Origin of the sequence: Enterococcus sp. 7F3_DIV0205, assembly GCF_002141365.2 — a bacterium.
In the GTDB taxonomy this organism is placed as follows: Bacteria; Bacillota; Bacilli; order Lactobacillales; family Enterococcaceae; genus Enterococcus_L; species Enterococcus_L palustris.
In genome coordinates this window covers 2,053,988-2,071,683 of the sequence record NZ_CP147244.1, presented here as the reverse complement: position 1 = coordinate 2,071,683, position 17,696 = coordinate 2,053,988, and the positions used below count along the sequence as shown (strand labels likewise).

At 36.0% G+C, this 17,696-nt stretch carries 14 protein-coding genes; 11 read left to right on the top strand and 3 right to left on the bottom strand.

Annotation, left to right across the window (positions count from 1 at the left end; genetic code table 11):
- Positions 1-33: 33 nt before the first annotated feature.
- Positions 34-906: an alpha/beta hydrolase gene (locus A5821_RS09870; protein WP_086314410.1), complete on the bottom strand. Its 873-nt coding sequence runs from the start codon at positions 904-906 to the stop codon at positions 34-36.
- A gap of 308 nt (positions 907-1,214) precedes the next feature.
- Here A5821_RS09870 and A5821_RS09865 point away from each other — a divergent pair, with 308 nt between their 5' ends.
- The 10 genes from A5821_RS09865 to A5821_RS09820 all read left to right on the top strand — a co-directional run bounded on the left by A5821_RS09865 (position 1,215) and on the right by A5821_RS09820 (position 11,262).
- Positions 1,215-1,814, top strand: a complete 600-nt coding sequence (locus A5821_RS09865) for a helix-turn-helix domain-containing protein (RefSeq protein WP_086314409.1) — start codon at positions 1,215-1,217, stop codon at positions 1,812-1,814.
- 110 nt (positions 1,815-1,924) lie between these two features.
- On the top strand, positions 1,925-2,575 hold the full coding sequence (locus A5821_RS09860; RefSeq protein ID WP_086314408.1) for a DUF998 domain-containing protein: 651 nt from the start codon (positions 1,925-1,927) through the stop codon (positions 2,573-2,575).
- 595 nt (positions 2,576-3,170) lie between these two features.
- On the top strand, positions 3,171-4,076 hold the full coding sequence (locus A5821_RS09855) for a phosphatase PAP2 family protein (protein ID WP_086314407.1): 906 nt from the start codon (positions 3,171-3,173) through the stop codon (positions 4,074-4,076).
- Positions 4,077-4,380: 304 nt separating this feature from the next.
- The gene (locus A5821_RS09850) at positions 4,381-5,307 is read left to right on the top strand and encodes a DUF4767 domain-containing protein (RefSeq protein ID WP_086314406.1); all 927 of its coding nucleotides are present in this window, start codon (positions 4,381-4,383) and stop codon (positions 5,305-5,307) included.
- Positions 5,308-5,578: 271 nt separating this feature from the next.
- Positions 5,579-6,892 carry an NCS2 family permease gene (locus A5821_RS09845; RefSeq protein WP_086314405.1) on the top strand — a complete coding sequence of 438 codons (1,314 nt, stop codon included), beginning with the start codon at positions 5,579-5,581 and terminating at the stop codon, positions 6,890-6,892.
- Positions 6,893-7,064: 172 nt separating this feature from the next.
- Complete coding sequence (locus A5821_RS09840; protein ID WP_086314404.1) at positions 7,065-7,433, top strand: MarR family winged helix-turn-helix transcriptional regulator; 369 nt, start codon at positions 7,065-7,067, stop codon at positions 7,431-7,433.
- Between the two features lie 86 nt (positions 7,434-7,519).
- Entirely contained in the window at positions 7,520-8,623 is a 1,104-nt protein-coding gene (locus A5821_RS09835; RefSeq protein ID WP_086314403.1) for an NADH-dependent flavin oxidoreductase, read from the top strand.
- A 389-nt stretch (positions 8,624-9,012) separates the two neighbouring features.
- Positions 9,013-9,288: a hypothetical protein gene (locus A5821_RS09830; protein WP_086314402.1), complete on the top strand. Its 276-nt coding sequence runs from the start codon at positions 9,013-9,015 to the stop codon at positions 9,286-9,288.
- 208 nt (positions 9,289-9,496) lie between these two features.
- Positions 9,497-9,952 carry a GNAT family N-acetyltransferase gene (locus tag A5821_RS09825; RefSeq protein WP_086314401.1) on the top strand — a complete coding sequence of 152 codons (456 nt, stop codon included), beginning with the start codon at positions 9,497-9,499 and terminating at the stop codon, positions 9,950-9,952.
- Positions 9,953-10,065: 113 nt separating this feature from the next.
- Positions 10,066-11,262 carry a DUF998 domain-containing protein gene (locus A5821_RS09820; RefSeq protein WP_086314400.1) on the top strand — a complete coding sequence of 399 codons (1,197 nt, stop codon included), beginning with the start codon at positions 10,066-10,068 and terminating at the stop codon, positions 11,260-11,262.
- Positions 11,263-11,333: 71 nt separating this feature from the next.
- Here A5821_RS09820 and A5821_RS09815 read toward each other — a convergent pair whose 3' ends face one another.
- Together A5821_RS09815 and A5821_RS09810 are read right to left on the bottom strand one after the other, a co-directional pair.
- Positions 11,334-12,191 (bottom strand): sce7725 family protein, encoded by an 858-nt coding sequence (locus tag A5821_RS09815; protein ID WP_086314399.1) that lies wholly within the window; start codon positions 12,189-12,191, stop codon positions 11,334-11,336.
- Entirely contained in the window at positions 12,191-12,862 is a 672-nt protein-coding gene (locus tag A5821_RS09810) for a hypothetical protein (protein WP_086314398.1), read from the bottom strand. Before A5821_RS09810 ends, A5821_RS09815 begins: the two co-directional genes overlap by 1 nt.
- A gap of 354 nt (positions 12,863-13,216) precedes the next feature.
- On the opposite strand from A5821_RS09810, the gene A5821_RS09805 reads away from it, so the two are divergent.
- Positions 13,217-17,671 carry a bacterial Ig-like domain-containing protein gene (locus tag A5821_RS09805; RefSeq protein WP_086314397.1) on the top strand — a complete coding sequence of 1,485 codons (4,455 nt, stop codon included), beginning with the start codon at positions 13,217-13,219 and terminating at the stop codon, positions 17,669-17,671.
- Positions 17,672-17,696: the final 25 nt, after the last annotated feature.

Sequence of the window (17,696 nt, the reverse complement as noted above, 5' to 3'; positions counted from 1 at the left end):
TCAACCCTCCGAGTATCCTATCAATATTTCAACTTAAAAAAAACGCTTGAAAAAAGTAATTTCGTCTTCGTTACACTGTGTAGCGATCTCACTTTTTTGATTGAGATGAAAAACATGTCCAAGCTCAGTATGATCTTGATTAGCATAAATTTTACAGGTTGTTTCGATCCCCTTGGCTATCAATAAGTCAGCAAAGGGTTGCGCAGCATCTTTTAGAAAATCATGTGAAGCTGTTGCAACAAAAGCGGGTGGGAAATCAGCCGTAATATAGCTTTCAACTGGAAATTGTGCTTCAAGTGCAGGCGTCACTGTTTCGCCAAAGTAAAATGGAAAATCTTGATTGATTGCGCTGTTTTGACCAATAAAATAGGCACCACAATTCAGGGCGACAGCTTTAAATTGGACAGAGGCTATTTCAAATGGAAATTTTTGCGCGTAGGCAGTATTACTGATGAGCACTGCATATTGTTCAACTAACTGACCGCCAGCGCTATCACCAACCAAGAAGAGCCGATCTAAATCGACATAATATTTTTCACCATGTAGCATCAACCAATTCATCAAAGCATTAATATCTTCCAAAGGTGCGGGATATTGATGATCTGGGGCTAATCGATAATTGAAGTTTACCACGGTAAATCCTTGTGTTGCTAAATACATTGTATAAAAGCGGTAAAGTTCTTTATCACCGTAGAAGAAACCACCGCCATGAATATTGACGATTGTCGGTAGACATTGGTCAGTGTTTTTTGGATAGTAGATATCAAAAGTATTCTCAATACCATAAGGTCCATAAGATAAGTTTCTGATTTTTTCTAGTGAATCTGGTTCAGTTAACCCTGCATCACGCTTTTCGTCAATTTCACGTATATTCTTCCTCATTGTTGAAATGTCAAAATTTAGCATAGTTATTACCTCCTAATTAATTTCTTTGCTACTTGTATTATAAATGCAAGCGTTTGCTTATGGAAGCTAGAAGATGATATATGTTCCATTTTTTAATAGCATTAGTTTACTTGAAAGTGGGGAAGAGAAGTTTTGTGAGTGATACAAGTAGTGAAGTAAAAATAAATTACGAAGGATTTTTTTTGAAGTTTATTGCTATAATAAGTATATATACCTTCATTTTTATAAATTCAACCAACAGTTGAGTGGAAATAACGATGATTCAACCAATTGTTGATTGCTCAAATTTACGTTAGGAGGCTATGCTTGTGATAGCAATAGGAAGTAAATTAAAGGAACTGAGAGAATCAAAAAAAATAACTCAAAAAGAATTAGCTGAATTTCTTAATGTCACACCTCAAACTATTTCGAAATGGGAACGTGATAAGAGCTACCCAGATCTAGATACCTTGGTAAAACTTAGCAAGTATTTTCAAATTTCTACGGATAAGCTTTTAGGAAATAACAAGCACTCTTTTTTTGAGACTCTCTTTTCAAAGAAGGAAGGAAAAGCGAAAATGAAGAAAGAAATTAGGATGGATGATGAGTCGATTTATGGAAGTGAAAAAATTCTGGTTTTCGGCATTACTAGTATGATGACCGATTATGAAGTGTACACGGGATTATTAGTGACAAAGATGAATAATCTGGCAAGAACCAATAATCTTGGGGCAACGATTCAAGCGTATAGCGTTTCTAAAATAGATGAAAAAGGCAAAGAAGCAGACCGGATTTTATTATGTCCAGAACTTAGTTATGCGAAAGAGGAAATCAAACGTAAATTTCCTGAAATTCCAGTGACAGTCATTTCTAAAAAAGAGTATGCTGCGTTAAATGCTGAGAAAATATTGAAGGAGGCGTTAGCGTAGTGAAGTGCAACTATGTGCTTTATGTTTTATTACTGCAATTAGTAAGATCCTGTAATGACGTATAATTGAAAGAGCAGGGGTACCGTAAGGCTTTGTTGAGGAGGTTTAAAATGACTGTGTTAAAAAAATATGGTGTTCACTTTTTATTGTTAGGTGCAATCAGTGATTTTTTCACGCCTTATATTCTAGGTATTTTTTATCCTGAAATGAATCAAATGACAATGGTGATTAGTGTATTCGGAGATATAGCAAGCCCAGTTCGACAAGAATTTTTGATTTGGTCGGTGATATCAGGAGTATTCTTTGTTTTAGCAATTCCTGCCGTATATAAGATCTTTAATAACACTTCGACAGTACTGGCTTGTTTACTAACGCTGGCTATTGGCTTGTATGGTGTGGGGGATTGTATTTTTACGGGATTGTTTAGCATTGATACTGAGCAATCAACTTGGAATCTTTCTACGTGGATCCATAATATTGGTTCAGGATTAGGCTATGCTGGATTTTTGATTTTCCCTTTTCTTTTATTTTTACTTTACCGAAAACAAGGAAAAATGACCCATAGTAAACTGTATTTAATTTTATTGCTGATCAGTGTTCTTTTTGCGAGTATTTACGGGCTAGCTCGTATTCCTGTAATCAATCAATTACCACTACTGAGTCAAATTGGATTTTGGCAACGGGTTAGTTTTATTTTTAACTATTTGCCAATTGTGGTTTTTGCTTTAGATCAAATCAAAAATGGAAAAGGGACAGTTTAGATTCTATTCAATTAATTCCAACGATTCATTTTGGAAGTGATGATACGCTTCTGATATGGCTTCGCGACCAAATATGATGCAGCAGCTGATAGCGTAAAATCTGGTAGTAGCTTTAAAGAAGGCGAAAAACAATTGACAGATATGGGCTTTGAGAAAAAATAAGCATACATGCTAATTATCTACAAACTAGTGAGTCAAAGAACTTCGGAAAAGAACTTTTTTCTGAGGTTCTTTTTTATGATTAAAAGATTACAGGAGAAGATTAATGTCTTTTTATTCTTATAAAAGAGGACAAAATGTATGATATTTAAAACTGGTAAATGATAAACTAATACTTGGAAGTGATTTCTGGATATTCAGCGTTAAGGGCTAATTCTTCATATAGAAAGAGAAATTATGATTGAGGTAAAAGGCCTCATCCTTACTTTTCTATCAAGACTGAACGAACCTGATACGCTTTTAATGATATCTAGCTTCAAGAGCTAGCCTTACGGGGAAAAAAATAAATGAGATAAAGAGTAGCTCAGTCAATTTTCCCTATTTTCTGTCAAAGCAGACCAAGCTCTTTCAGCTTTCAAATTTAGGAGGATTAAAAATGTTGGAAAAAATGTCAGATAGTAGAAAAATTACAATTGTTGTCGCCATATTTGCGGTTTTACTTGGGATTGGTACGTTTGGGGATTTAGCAATCTCAAATGCAGTGATGAGTCAAAATTCATACATTGCAACATTCTTACAAAACTACGCTTGCTTTCCAGTAGGTGTCGTGATTATGATGAGTGGGGAAATTATCATACATTACGGGGTTCGATCGAGCCAGCCTGTGATTGCGAAATTATTGATTGCTGCCGCAGGGGTGGGACTTTCCCTGTATGGAATTTGGTATTATTTAAAATTTGCTATCCAGTATACACTGTCTTCAATTCAAAATGTAGAACACAATCGCCCAATCGGTCAAGCGAATAATGATGGTGGCGTTAATCCTACGCTACCAACGTTTATCAATATCATTATTTGTATCGTGGTTTTTGCCATAGCAACATTAATTGTTCAAAAATGGTTAAGTCGTAAAACGTCGGAAGAGCTTGAGCGTTTGATGCGAGTAGCTATTTTAGGCGTTGCAGTGGCTTTTGTTTATCTAATGTGCGTAGAAGAAGTCAAGATTTTATGGGGACGTGTTCGTCCGTATGAACTAAATGCTGCTCAAGATAATTTTACACCATGGTACAAAATGAATGGTCCGACGGGTCATAAGTCATTTCCTTCAGGTCATTCTTGTGAAAGTATGTTTGCTGTTTTTTTCCCGTTATATGCTAGCCCTAAAAATACTAAGTTACGTAAGCGATTATTGATTTTTGGTGTGACATGGGGAGCCATTACGGCAATCAGCAGAGTACTATTAGGTTGTCACTTCTTTAGTGATGCAACGATGGGGGCATTCATTATTCTATTTCTTGTCTTTGTTGGAACGAGATGCGCACAGTTAAAGCTTATAGACTAAAAAAATAAAGTAAAACCTGAAAAAACGAGTAGATGATTACTTGTTTTTCAGGTTTTTTGAGTTGGTGAGCTATACGTAAACGATAGAATTAATATATGATCAAATATCTAAAATAATACGTATGATCCTGATTGTGTTAATTACACTTAGCTGGTACAAAAAAAGCAGAACAGTTTAACCTTGAAGAGTAACACAATAAAATACATTTCATTTGAAAAAGCGGCAACAAAGCTTGCCATAGAGAGAGCAGTAATAGATAATGAAAAGAGGAGAGATATGAAGAATAAAAAGGAGTGTGTATGTATTGAAAAAGGTATTGATTGGGGTAAGTTCATTTTTACTTGTTGGTTTGGTGACTGGGTGTTCAAATGATAATGGGACAACTTCAACGACTAGCGAAGTTACTGCTACAACGACAAGTGATAAAAAACAAGCAGAGTATGATTCAGCTATGGCTAAAGGGAAAGAAGCCATAGTAGATAAGGATATGTCTAAAGCAATAGCGGCTTTTCAATTAGCATTAGAATACAACAAAGACAGTAAAGATGCGCCGATTTTGATCGAACAATCGAAACTTTATAAAGAGGTTGTTTCGCTAAAAGAGAAAAAAGATTACTCTAAAGCATTGAAAAAGTTAACAGAATTAACGGATGCTAAGGATGGATCACAGGCACTAAAACAATATGGCAAAGAGTTGACAGAAGAGATCAACAAAGAAGTAATCAAGGAACGCGAAGAGAGCAAAAAAGAGTCTGAAAAAGAAGCTGTGCCAAAAAAAGAAGTAGCTGAAACAAAAACTACAGTAGAAGAGACTATTACTCCTAAGTGGAATCCGCAGAAAAAAGCAGAATTGGCTGCTTTTATGGCTAGTTGGGGAACGACAATGGGACAAAATTATCGAGAGTACTATCCTGGAAATGAAGTTAGTTTTTATGGGACATATTATCCAAGTGTTCTTAACAATAATACTTATGATGGAGTGCCGATCCAATGGTCTTACGACGGTATGACAGCAAATACCCATAATGTAGTAGGAATTTATTCTGATATTGATACGGCTGTACCTAGAAAAGAGATGGGGAATCATCTTTACTTATTTGTTTTATATAATGGTCAGCCTTCAGTACTGATTACTATGCAAAACCAAGGAAACAATGAAAATGTCTTGTATTTCGATCAAACACAAAATGCAGATTTGATAAATGGATTTACTCAAATCGTAGGTAACTGATAAAGACTGGATTAAACAAGCGTAAATCATATAGATTAAGATTAGAGGCGAGGTCATCAACGATGACTTCATCCTCTAATCTTAGTCTATTTTTGTATCGACTCATCTGATTAGTGATAACATGAATTTAATGTTCGTATTTAGAGGATATTTAAACTTTTTTATTTACTTATCGTTTCGTTTATTATATGATTAAACACGTTGTTTAAGTAATTTATAGCACTTTTTCCGAACTTTTTCTTTATTGTTCGAACGTTTAGGAGGATATTGAATGAAAGAAAAAATTATTTCTTATTTTGAGATTGAAAAATTGAATACGACTGTGAAACGTGAGTTTTTAGCTGGATTTACGACCTTTATTTCGATGGCGTATATTCTATTTGTAAATCCAACTGTATTGGGCGCTTCTGGAATGGACGAAGGTGCCGTTTTTACTGCGACAGCTTTAGCAAGTGCTTTGGGATGTATTCTGATGGGGATTTTTGCGAAATATCCGATCGCAACAGCACCAGCACTAGGGATCAATGCCTTTTTTGCTTATTCTGTTTGTGTGGGAATGGGTGTGCCTTGGGAAACAGCATTAGCTGGTGTTTTTGTCGCATCTCTAATTTTTATTTTGATCACGATTTTTAAATTACGTGAATTGATCATTGATGCGATACCAGCAGATTTAAAATATGCTATTTCTGGTGGGATCGGTCTTTTCATCGCTTTTCTAGGTTTAAGTGAAGGCGGGCTCATTGTTTCCAATGAATCGACATTAGTTGCATTAGGACCGTTGAACGTTGGTTCGACTTGGCTGACGATTTTTGGTCTAGTGATCACGGCCATTATGATGGTGCGTCGTGTGCCAGGTGGTATTTTTATCGGAATGACAGCAACAACTATTTTGGGATTAGTAACGGGTTTGATCGAAGTACCTACTAAAATCATCTCAGGTGCTCCTAGTCTTAAACCAACTTTTTTAGTCGCTTTAAAACATGTGGGCGATATCAATTCTCTACAACTATGGGTTGTGGTGTTAACGTTCCTATTAGTGACATTTTTTGATACGGCTGGAACGCTTGTTGGTTTAGCGAATCAAGCTGGCTTCATGAAAGACAATAAAATGCCTCGAGTTGGAAAAGCGCTAGCTGCGGATTCAACAGCGATGTTAGCAGGTTCTCTTCTAGGAACTTCTCCAGTGGGGGCATATGTAGAATCTTCAGCTGGTATTGCTGTTGGAGGACGTTCTGGATTAACAGCTGTGACAACAGGATTTTTCTTCATCGTTGGGCTATTTTTCTCTCCATTACTTTCAGTCGTAACGTCTCAAGTAACGGCGCCAGCACTAATTGTTGTGGGTGTTTTAATGGCTCAATCCCTTAGCCAAATCAAATGGAAAGAAATGGAAATCGCAATTCCTTCATTCTTGATTCTTTTAGGAATGCCTTTGACTTACAGTATTTCTGATGGAATTGCCCTTGGTTTTATTTTTTACCCAATCACAATGATCGCTGCAAAACGTGGGAAAGAAGTGTCACCGATCATGTACGCTTTATTCTTTGTTTTTGTAGGATTTATGTGGATTTTAAACGCTAATTAAGAGACGAGGCCGGGACGAACACCGCAAGAGAGGTTGTCCCGCCCACTTAAAGTCATGTGACTGTAGTCCATGGCTTTTTTTATCTGAAAATTTCTTAAAATTTTGACTTTTACATTAAAAACAAGCAAACTATAACTAGTTAAAGAGAAAAAAATCTGTGAGGGATGATTAAATGGAAACACCTCTTATATCACAATGGCTGGATTATGCAAAGAAGCAATCCTTAGTTGAAAAAAAATTAGAAGCAATGTTAAAGAAGAATAGTCAGCTGACAACAAGTGAGTATTACGCCTTGTACCAACTTAAGCAAAATGGTTGTCACATGAGGTTGAATGATTTAGGAAATTATTTATGCTTGAGTCAAAGCGCATTGTCTCGTCTGATCAACAGGCTAGAAGAGAAGAGTCCATCGGTTATTGAAAGAAGGATTTGTACGGATGACAAACGTGGTGTGTACATAGATCTGACTGATGAAGGAGCAAGGCTATTGTCTGATGTAGAACATGATGTAAAGAGTGTTCTAAAAGAATATTTTATTTAGAAGACTATAAAGTTGCTTTTTAGTCTTTTTTTCTTTATCATGGATATAGTTGCATGCGCATGCATTTGTTAAGGAGGAGAGATTTGATGAATAATTTAAGCACAGGTTTAACATTTAAAAGAGGACTACAGTTGAAAAATAGACTTGTTGTTGCTCCAATGACTACAAAAATGTCTTTTTTTGATGGTGTCATAACCAATGATGAAATTGATTACTACGCATTACGGACAGGTGAAGTGGGGGCATTCATCACTGCAGCTGCCAATGTTCATGAAGAGGGAAAAGGTTGGGATGGAGAGCTAGGTGTATATGATGATCGCTTTATTCCAGGGCTTTCTAAACTAGCTGCAGCAATCAAGAAGAATCATACAAAAGCAATTTTACAAATTTTTCATGCTGGACGAATGACAGATTCCAAGGTCTTGCATGGTCTTCAACCAGTTGCACCAAGTGCAGTTGCGGCTGAACGACCAGATGCACAAATTCCTAGAGAATTAACGGAAGAAGAAATTTGGGGGATTTTAGAAAGTTTCAAAAAGGCGACTGAAAGAGCAATCAAAGCAGGTTTTGATGGTGTTGAGATTCATGGCGCAAATACTTATTTGATCCAACAATTCTTCTCTCCGCACTCTAACAGACGGACCGATGATTGGGGCGGTTCATTAGAGAAAAGAGTTAGATTCATCAATGAGTTGGTTGACGGTGTAACAGAAGTTGTCGATCAGTCAGGTGTGAAAGATTTTGTTGTCGGATATCGTTTTTCGCCTGAAGAATATGAAGAGCCTGGAATTCGTTTGAGTGATACCTTATTTTTAGTAGATCTATTATCTAAAAAACCGTTGGATTATTTACATTTGTCTGTTAATAATTATAGAAATCACTCAGTTAGCGATGGGTTTAAAGAGAAACCAATTATTGAGTATATAAAAGAAACGATCAAGGATCGTCTACCACTGATTGGTGTGGGGGATGTTAGGAATGGAGTAGATGCAAAAGAAATTTTGGCTACTGCAGACTTGGTAGCTGTAGGTAGGGCAATGTTGATTGATCCACACTGGGCACAAAAAGTTTTAGATGGTCAAGATCATTTGATAAGGACGGAGCTTTCTCACTATGATCAAGAGGATTTAAGAATTAGTAACGGTGTTTGGGGATTTCTAGAAGGTATGATGCCGGAACGACTTAAATAAAAATGCAGCTAAAATTAAGAGGGAAATCTATCTTCTTCAACTGATACAGTTGGGTTTTTCGACTAAGCTATTGCTCTTTGAGTGATATCTTAGTCTTTTTTTGTTGAAAGTGGATAAATAATTGTACTCAAAAGTATGTTATTGTTTCTAACTAAAGGAGGGGCAATGCAGCATTACTGTTATCGAAGAGTGCTTAATAATGAATAATGGTGAGGCAAATTTTAGTAAGAATCAACACTATTGTGCAAAGAGAAACAAACGAGTTGATTTTGGTGTAAAGAAATTTTAGGTATTGAAAATAAGTTGTTAATTAACGGAAAATTTAGTACAATTCTTGTATGAAGAAAAATATTTTTTTGAACTAAATAATTATTAGGAGGTTGGCTGTAATGAGTAAAAAGTATCTGAACTATGTAGGCGAAATCATCACCGATGTTGAATATCACGGATTAGGAGATCCAGAGGCATTTTTAGAAGTTCATATGGACGTTGAACTACCATTTAGGCTATATTGCAGAATGGGAAATGAAGATTGGGAAGAGGTTTCAGAACAAGAGCGGTTAGAGTTAATAGATCAATTACAAGATAAGAAATCAAAATTTTCTAAAAGTGATTATCGTTTTTACACATTGGACTTTTATCTAGCGAGTTTAGGTGGTTTATAGTTTTTTGAAAGCGTTTAACTACAAGGGGAATCAGAAAGAATTTATAGGCTAGTTTTCGCTTTATTGTGATGTTGTTAACAATGGAAAGTGCTATAGCAAAGACCGCTTGTCAAGGCTGACAGGCGGTTCTTTGTTATTACTTTGAGTTTTGAGTGGGAGTGCAGTAGAATTATACTATGAAAATGAATGAAAAAAGTAGAGGTGTTTAATGATGATCGAAGTAAAGCAAGTCGCTATAACGAATCAAGAGTTATCAGAGTTAATAAATGAATTAAATGAATTTTTTAATGAGGAATGGGGGGCAGACATAGCGCAGAACTATCAAAGTCACCATAATTTGGCGGAGATGGCATGTGCAATTGTTGCGTACGAGGATGGAGAAGCAGTTGGTTGTGGCTGCTGGAAACTTTTTGACGATCAAACACCAGAAATAAAAAGAATGTATATTAAGAAAAAAAGTCGTGGAAATGGGGCTGCGGGGAAAATTATCCAAGCATTAGAAGCTGATATGTTGGAGAAAGGCTATCAGCAAGCCGTTCTGGAAACAGGGAAGGACATGTCAGGGGCAATTAAATTTTATGAAAGACATGGCTATCAAATCGTGCCAAATTATGGGGAGTTTATTGGAGATGAATTATGTATTTGCATGAAGAAGCAATTTTAAAAAAGACAAACGATCTTTAAACGAGTTTAAAAGGAAGATCATATTGATTGCTTTTAACTGCAAGAAATCTATAATATTTATGAGATGTTAAGTTATGTGTAGGGGGAATGGGTATGGAAGAAAAGCAGTTCAGTATCACGCTGCCGGAAAAAATAGTGGAAGAATTTGATTTAGAGAATGAAACAGAAGTCACATTAAGTATTAAAGATCAAAAAATAGTGATCGAACCAAAAAAGAAAGCTACTGGAAACCAGACACTTTCTCTAAGGTGGTTTTTAATACCAACAACGATCGTTAGTATTTTGTTTTTAGGTTACCTATTTTATGCGGACAAAACACAGATCGCGCTGGTAGGCGCTTATTCAATTGCGAATTTTGTTCTTTCCTTTGGAGTCTTAAGTGGCGTTTTCAGCTTCGTCCTTTTTTTTATTAAAGGAAAAAGAAATCAGGTTACGACTAAATCAAAAGATATTTACTGGCGTAATTTTCCAACGATATTATTATCATTTATTGTTATATTAGTTTTCTCATTATTAGTATTTTTCAAGGTCATCGGTTTAGTTTTTGTTGGAGCAACCTTTGACCGTTATACAGCAACATTGTTATTTTTTGTATTTGTAGGGTTGGTCAATTACTTTATGATCTATTCGGCGCTGTCGATCACGCCTGCTAAACTGACTAATTTGTTGATATTTGTGATCATTGGTGGTGTATTACTTGCAATGATCACAAATAAAGATTATCAATGGTGGCAATTTAATTTCAGTTTTTTAGGTACGATCGAGGCTAAGAGTAGTTGGCAGTTTAATGTGACCTTGATGTTTTCTTCGTTATTGATGGTTGCACTGATCGACGGGTTATTTGTCGAACTGCAAAAAGCAATTCCTCACAGCAAACGTTTAACCATTCTGCGTATTCTTTTGACATTAACAGCGCTTGATCTGGGGGCTGTTGGATTATTTCCTTATACAGAAACAGGTCCTTTTCAAGGGGTTCATAATCAAGTTGCTGGTTATTTAGTTTATTTGATTGTGATTTTGATTGTGGGAATTAAATGGCTATTACCAAATGTAACCAAAGAATTTTTGTCGATTTCTTATATAATTGCAGCGACTTTGGTTGTAGTAGTTGTATTATTTCAATGGACAAGTTATCTTTCGTTGACGGCATTTGAATTACTGTCATTTATGTTGGCATTCAGCTGGATCGTCCTATTACTTCAAAACCTCCAAAAAATGGCGCAAAATATCAATAATACATTTCAGGTCAAGATTAATCTTGAATCTGAAATACAAGTGAAGGATGATTAAGAACCTCTTTTTGAGAATGATAGAAAAAATAAGGTTAGAGTGAAGCCCTAAGGGTGCACTCTAACCTTTTTCTATCTATCAAGATAACGAGACATCAATTCCATATGGTGCATTACAGCCGCTTTTCGCATGACCCCCATTCCAGGGAATTTATCTTTGGAAATTGCTTCAAATAATAACTCAAGCCCTAAAGTTACATGGTCACCGCATAAGACGTTTTTCCATTCTTCAACTTCTTTCATAAGTTCAAAAAATTTATCTTTTTGAGTAGGCAACTCCTCGCTTGAAAGAAAATGATGGATACGTAAATGATCATTTTCAAAATAAACAAGATGCAAGCTCAATATTCTTGAAGGGTAGCTGTGTTCATAGTAAATACGGCTATCGATAGAGAAATCACTGAATCCTACAAAGCCGCTTTTTTGAAAGGTCAAATGGATATCTGAGAAAAATTCATCGGAACATTCTTGGTAAAAACTGGATTTAGGTAGTCTAGTGAATGGATCTTGAGAAATGATTTTTTTACCTTTGACTTTTTTTAGTAAGCGGAATTCTTTTGGTATCAGGACTTTCGCCTGATTTTCTTGCCAATCACTTTGTAAGGCAGGCGTTGCGTTGTTGATCACAAATAATTGAGATTCTTCGCTCAAGGTTTCGATAGGCTGCTCAATGATTACTGCTTTATCTAAGGGTAATGAGTTTAGATAAAGGAGCCCTTCTTCCGTTAAAAAATCACCAGCTTGAGGATTTTGAATAAGGTAAAAAGGGTGATCTTCCTTTTGAAATAAATTGATACATTTTTTTAATGTATTGGAGTTTTTGACAGGTTCAATGATGGGGATAATTTGTGAAGATAGGTAGTCATTTTCCAGCAATGAAGTTAAAGCTAGTAAATCAAATTGTTTACCGCGAAAATAGGGATAATACATTAGTTTTCCTCCAAAAGACGCTGTTCCAATTCAAGATATGCCTCACGCGTTGCGTCTAATTCACTTTTTAAGGCTTCAACTGCTTGGTCACAAATTTCGTCAATAAAACGATCATAAAAATTTACTCCACCACCAAACAAATCATAATCTGGTTGTCGTTTTTTTAGTTCTTTGTAAAGTTGATCGGTCGAAAAAACTCTTAAGCCGCGCGCTGTTTGTTTGGCTTTACCGACTTCACGTGCTTGGGCTGTAATCAATCGAAAAAGCAATTCTTGTTCATTGACCAAAAGCTCTTGTTTTTGCGGTTTTTTATCTATTGTAAAATAGCCTGGTAGCATTTGGTTGTCAGTTGAAAGGTATTGATGATAAACCATCACACCGATATGATTAGGGATTTCTTCTTTTATTTTTTCAAAGAGAGCTTCAGGTAAAACAAAATAATTATAGTGACCAATAAAAGAAAGCTTAGCTTTTGAACGGAAATCAGCTTTACTGACTTTTAGTTCATAACAGCGCCACTCAAATTGATTCTCAGCAGTCAAGCGGCAACTCAATGTATCAACTATACCTTGTTCGTCCGGCATAGTCACTTCTTCTACCACGATATCTCCATGTTCTCGACAGTAGTAATAAAGAACTTCTTCCATTTGGGTCGTTAATGACGTTTTCATAGCTAACTCCTTTTTTCTTTTATTCTACTATAAAACGTATGTTCGTAAAAATAAAGTGTTTTTTGCATTTTAAATCAGGTAAATGATTTTTTTTGGAAATCACTCGTTGTAGATTGTGATTTTTATATATAAAAAATATATTTATTTAATAAAAACAAAATGTGGATTTATTATTATTTTTCGATTTCAAATGAGGTGAAGAAGAACATAGGGGGACTGAAACAGCTGATAGTACGAATTATAACAGCAGGTATGTTTTTATTTTTTATTAAAACGTAAAAAAATAATCATAATAAAGTTCGAAAAAGTATATGATAGAATTATATAAAAATATTAAGATAGAGGAGTTTGTTCATGAAAAAAAGAAAATTACATATATTTATGCTTGCAGTACTACTTGTACATAGTTTTGGATCGACCGTAAGTGCTTTCGCAATGACTGGCAATAGTGATGAATCTCCGAATGGACAGGAGACAAATGCACGAACAGAAGACAGCGTGGCAACGGATTTATCAAGTGGCGAAATCGAACAATCAGCAGAAAATCAAAATGAAACGACAGTTGAAACGAGTGAAGCAATTGAAAAGGATACCTCAACACTAAAGCAAGAGGAAGCATCGGAGCAGCTAAAAATAGAAAGCGCCTCCGTCTCCGAAATGAAAAAAGCAGATGCAAATACACCGATTGAAGATGAAATCCTTGCAAACATGACACTCACCACTATGGAAGGAGCTGAGTATAGCCAAGTCTCTACAAATAGAGTGCTGAATACCACTCCGGTCACTGCGAAGTTGCATTTTGTAGTCGAGGACAAAGACTACGCACCAGGATCAGTGTATACAATGACATTACCTGATCACTTAGGGTATTCAGATATCAGCGGAGAGGTAGCAAATGTTGGAGCTAAGTGGTCAGTCGATGCACTAAGTAAGACCTTAACGATCACATTTACGCAACGTGTTACAGAAACGCAGTTTAATCTGGATTTAAAGAGTTATGTATACACAGATGCCGAACCATTAGTAACGATCAAAACATCAGGTCAAACAGTAAATGAGTATCGTTTTGATTTATATGAAGAGGTTGCACCGATCAAGTATGAAGAAACCACTAATACTTATGGAATCACAGGCAATATCTATTACAACTTGGATAGAGCATTATCTGGCAGTCAGACAATAGAATTATTAATGCTAGGTACATCAGAAACAACTTTTGGTACTACGTCTAAAAAGCAGATAGATGTTTTTTCGTACGATGTGGATATCATGGGCAATGTGATTGCAAGTTCAAAACAGCTTTTAGAAAAAGACAAAGATTATACAATTAGTGAAGACAATACTAATCGAGTAGCAATCACGATCACAAATATGGAGCAACAAAAAGCGTATGGTTTATCAGTTGATCGTACACTAGCATTGGAAAGTGTTTCAAATTATTCCTATAGTTTTTACAATCAATATCCTACAACTAAACTCGGGTCTGTCAGATTGAATAGTACAACTGCCCCATATGGTGGTCTTGAGTTTACTGCTAAAACAAGTAAAGATAAAAAGGCATTAAAAGAAGCAAGCCTAGGCTGGTTTCAAAGTGCGAATTTCCGAGAAAAAGGAAACTATTATGTCGATGTTTACAATATACCAACACAAACTAAAGCAGGAGAACAAATAGTTTTAGAAAGTAAAAATGGTCAAGCCATTTCCGAGTATAACATTTCAGCCTCTGATGCTGAATACAAAGCAGCACAAGTAACAGATTTTTTTGACGTAAGTAAAGAAAATAATAAACTGATTTTAACAGCGACAAAAGATAGCGTACTAAGAATATATGTAGACAAGTTGCTCATCCCATTTGATCAGAAAGACATTGATATAACCGTGAGTACACCTGTTATCAGTGGCGGTAAAGAGATGATGCTTGTATCTGACCAATATCTTCAACCTATTTCAATCATTAATCCTACTAATGTGGAAACCGCCTGGGGCAATTATGATGGGAATGGTGCCTATTTTGGCGATACGACGATAGCAATAGAAGGAAGTACTAAAAATCCAGTAAAGAATGCAACGATCAAAATTGAACATCCAAATTACTTGCAGCTGAGAGCGCCTAAAGGAGAGTATGATTATTACAAGCTAAATAAGGACTATACGATAACCGCGGTCGAAGGTGGTTCACTTATAAAATTCACAACGCCGGTCGTTCATTCATTTAATTTAGATTTAGGATTTAACTATGTGCCGGATAGTTTAGAAAAAAGTAAAAGTATCCCGATCGACACGCTTGCAGTTACCTTAAGTGCAGATGATTATGAAACAGTTGACACCACAGTTAGAACAGGAAGAAAGATGTATTCAGAACGAACGTTGCAAGCTAGTAAAAATCAATTTTTAGTAAATGCAAGAAACGATTCGTTTGATGATTTGAGTATGACTACTAAAATTCCTGCGGGGGTAGACGTGGTTTTTGATATTTATGATGTGTCAAATGATCAAGTGGCATCAATTTATCCGCAATACTGGGATCGAGGTCAATATTTTGAGAAACCGCTAGCACCGACTAGTGCTGCTTATCCTAAAATTACATTCGATGAAGCAACGAACAGCTATAAATTCGATTTTGGTAAAACGTCTAAGCGTTACCTTATTGAATACAAATATGCCAATGGCTGGATCGATACGAAAACGATCAATGTAACAGGAAGTGCTGCGGAACCGTTATATGGTGATCAGATAATGTCAGCATCAGTTTCTGTAAATAATGAAGGTGCGGAAATCTTATCAGCTACTCAAACAAGTCATGAGTCGTTGAAAAACGTAACTAAAAATGAAGTGAAAACTAAAAACATCAATAATGGGACACGAAAGGTCAAAAATCCTACTTTCGATATCAAGACGAAAGGGACGACAAATGCCGGAATTGATTTAAATTCGATTACGATAGAAAATGTTCCAAAAGATGCCTATACTGTTAAACAATCGACAACAGGGGCTCAAATCATTTTCGAAGATTATACGTTAACGGAAAATATTACGATAACCTACAATACAGTTTCAAAAAATGCTGGACAGATTTCTACTGAAACTATCATTAGCGCGGATAACTTAGGTCAAATGACAGAAACCCGTAGAACAGTGAGCACAACACCTCTTGTATTGAGATTCTCTGATGGAGATGCAGAAGGAGTCGTATATTTGGCGCAAGCGCAATTTCACACGTATAATGAAAAAGATCAAACACTAAATGTTCCAAATGTCTCGTTTGAATTAGTCGATAATGTGACACATAATCGAACGGAGTTTGTGACAGATCAAGACGGAAAATATAAATTTGATGCAATCATGTCAGGAGAATACACATTAAGAGTGACCGATATACCAACAGATTACACGATTGCTGAAGACTACATCAATGGTAAAACAACTGTATTGAAGAAAGAAACCAATTCAATCGAAATTCCACTTAAAGAAAAATTAGATCAAACGAGTGTCAGCGTAAAAGATTCCACGATTTATGTCGGGACAACATGGCAACCAGAAGACAACTTCACAGGAGCAACTGATCACGATGGAAATCCAGTTATGTTTGATCAAATCTCCGTAAGCGGAACAGTGGATACCGCAAAAGTCGGTGATTATGAGGTTACATACCATAATCAAGAAAAAGAAGCGAAAGCAACTGTTTCTGTTGTTACCAATCAGGAGACTTTAGTAGTGAGAGACTCAACGATTTACGTAGGGGATACTTGGCAAGCTAAAGATAATTTTGTGTCAGCGACAGATGAAAATGGAAAAAACAGCCCATTTGAAGAGATAACATTTTCTGGGGCTGCAGACCCAACAAAAGCAGGTACTTATGATGTAACGTATCGCTTTGGTGGACAAACAGAAGTTGCTAAGATAACAGTTTTACCGAATCAAACGGCAGTTCGTGGAAAAGATTCAACGATCTATGTCGGTACAACGTGGCAAGCAGCAGATAATTTTGTCGAAGCAACAGACAAAACTGGAAAACCTATCTCTTTGGATCAAATTACTGTAACAGGAACGGTAGATACAAGTAAAGTTGGTGATTATGAAGTCATATATGAAAACCAAGATCAAAAAGATCAGGTGACCATTCATGTTGTTGATACGCAAGAAACCCTTGCTGTTAGAGACTCTAACATTTATGTGGGCGATACGTGGCAAGCAGCAGATAACGTTGTATCAGCGACAGATAAAACTGGCAAAACGATTCCAACTCAAGATATCAACGTAACAGGCACTGTAGATACAACAAAAGCAGGAGTTTATGAAGTAGTTTATGAAACAGGCACCTTAAAAGAGAAAGCCAAGATCACAGTAAAGGCTGATCAATCCACTTTAATTGTAAAAGATTCTACAATTTACGTTGGAGATGATTGGAAGAGTGCAGACAACTTTGTGTCAGCAACTGATCGTGATGGCAAATCGATTACTTTTGAAGAAGTAGAAGTGACTGGAAACGTTGAAACAAAAGAAAAAGGAGAGCACCAAGTATCTTACTCAGTCCAAACAACTCAAAAAACTGAACCAAGTAAAAAGAAAAAAACGAAAAATACTGGAAAAAGATTAACTGCTACCGCAACAATCACAGTCCTTGAAAAAAATACACCTAAGCCAAATGAAACAAATAAGAATCAAATGCATGTTTCTAAACCAGACAAACAAGGAACGTATCCGAAAACAGGTGAGCAAGTCAACCACGCGATCCCTTGGATTGGAGTGTTAGCCATATCGATCACGATCATTAGTGTGATCCGATTAAGAAAACGAAGAACAGATTAGCTGAACCAAATGAATGAGCAGGGCT